Source organism: Hyphomonas sp., assembly GCF_046313735.1.
Taxonomy (GTDB): domain Bacteria; phylum Pseudomonadota; class Alphaproteobacteria; order Caulobacterales; family Hyphomonadaceae; genus Hyphomonas.
On the sequence record NZ_JBKBXW010000114.1, the window covers coordinates 1 to 1,965 of the forward strand.

The window sequence follows — 1,965 nt, forward strand, 5'->3', positions numbered from 1 at the left end:
AATTTGACGGCCTAAGCATTAGCAAAGTGAGCGAAACCATGCCTGGTGACACCATCACCCAGAACACGGCCGAGCCTGTCCCCGAACGAAGTAAGGCGGCGGCGCTGGCCCCCATCCGCATAGCGCCCCCCGGCGCAGAAGATGCGGCCGAGGTCCATGCCCTGATTGCCGCCTGTCCGCCGCTCGACACCAACTCCCTGTATGCCAACCTGATCCAGTGTACGCATTTCGCGCGCACCTGCGCGGTTGCCCGGATCAATGGCCGCGTCGTGGGGTGGATTTCCGGCCACCTGCCGCCCGGCAGGGACGATACCTTCTTCCTCTGGCAGGTCGCTGTGCATCCGGATGCGCGCGGCCTGGGCCTCGCAAAACTTATGCTGGCGGACATCCTGGCGCGGCCGGAGCAGGCCAAAGTGCGCCAGATAGAAACCTCCATCACCCGTGAGAATGACGCCTCCTGGGGCCTGTTCCGCGGCCTGGCGCGATGGCTCGGCGCCCCGCTCCGCGATGCGCCCTGGTTTGACCGCGACCGGCATCTGGCAGGCCGGCACCCGTCCGAGTTTCTCGTCACCATCGGGCCTTTCCGAGCGCCGCCCGGTAACGTCTGAACCCCTCCGTACACATAACAAAAAATCAGAGCATCAAACAAGGAGCCCGCAATGGCCTATGAACATGCTTCCGTACCCACCGACATCTTTGAGCGCCGCGAATCGCGCGTGCGCAGCTATTGCCGTTCATTCCCCTGCGTCTTCCAATCCGCCAGCGGATCCCACATGGTGGCCGAGGACGGTACGCGCTATCTCGACTTTCTTTCCGGCTGCTCGACGCTGAACTATGGCCATAACCCGGCCGAACTGAAACAGGCGCTGATTGAATACATCTCCGCGGACGGCGTGGCGCACGGCCTCGACATGCACACCCGCGCCAAGGCGCATTTCCTCGAGACCTTCGAGAGGCGCATTCTGAAACCGCGCGGCATGAACTACCGCACGATGTTCACCGGGCCGACCGGCGCGAACGCCGTCGAGGCGGCGCTGAAGCTCGCGCGCAAAGTCACGGGACGGACGAATGTGATCGCCTTTACCAATGGTTTCCACGGCATGACGCTGGGCGCGCTGGCAACGACCGGTAATTCCGGCAAGCGGGGCGGCGCGGGCATCCCGCTGAGCGGCGTGAGCCATGAAGCATATGACGGCTATTTCGGTCCGGATACGGACACCGCCGACCAGCTTGACCAGCGCCTGTCGGACAGCTCCTCAGGCCTCGACAAGCCGGCGGCCATACTGGTCGAGACGGTACAGGGCGAGGGCGGGCTCAACGTTGCCTCGAATGCCTGGCTGCGCCGGATCGAGCAGATTGCCCGCAAGCATGGCGCGCTGCTGATCATCGATGACATTCAGGCCGGCATTGGCCGCACGGGTGGTTTCTTCAGCTTTGAGCGCGCCGGCATCCAGCCGGATATCGTGACGCTCGCGAAGTCGCTGTCCGGCATGGGTCTGCCGATGGCGCTGACGCTGATCCGTCCCGAACATGACCGCTGGAAGCCCGGCGAGCATAATGGCACGTTCCGCGGCAACAACCACGCCTTTGTGACCGCCGCCAAGGCGCTCGACCTTTACTGGGCCGATGACGCGTTCGAGAAGGACGTCGCCCGCAAATCGGGAATCCTCCGCGCACGCCTGAAGAAGATTGCAGACGCGAGCCCCCTGGCAAACCGCATCAAGGGCCGGGGCATGATGTCCGGCATCGAGATGGAGAGTGGCGAAATCGCCGCAGAAGTCTGCGCCCAGTGTTTCGACAATGGCCTGATCATTGAGACGAGCGGCAGTGATGACGAAGTCGTAAAGGTGCTCGCGCCGTTGACGATCCGCGACGCCGACCTCGAAGCCGGCCTCAAGATCCTGGAAACTGCCGTGCGCACCGTTTCGGCGCGCCGCAGCCAGTCCGCAGCCTAAGGGAGCGACC

At 63.9% G+C, this 1,965-nt stretch carries 2 protein-coding genes; both read left to right on the plus strand.

Going from position 1 to position 1,965, the window contains the following annotated elements:
- Positions 1-38 precede the first annotated feature (38 nt).
- On the plus strand, positions 39-608 hold the full coding sequence (gene ectA, locus ACK4SV_RS16940) for a diaminobutyrate acetyltransferase (RefSeq protein ID WP_409919018.1): 570 nt from the start codon (positions 39-41) through the stop codon (positions 606-608).
- A gap of 51 nt (positions 609-659) precedes the next feature.
- A complete protein-coding gene (gene ectB / locus ACK4SV_RS16945) occupies positions 660-1,955 on the plus strand; it encodes a diaminobutyrate--2-oxoglutarate transaminase (RefSeq protein ID WP_409919019.1) in 1,296 nt (431 codons plus the stop codon).
- Positions 1,956-1,965 lie beyond the last annotated feature (10 nt).

Bases quoted from the DNA above. Each gene is read 5' to 3' on its own strand.
- ectA (WP_409919018.1), top strand. From the start codon at position 39: ATGCCTGGTGACACCATCACCCAGAACACGGCCGAGCCTGTCCCCGAA.
- ectB (WP_409919019.1), top strand. From the start codon at position 660: ATGGCCTATGAACATGCTTCCGTACCCACCGACATCTTTGAGCGCCGC.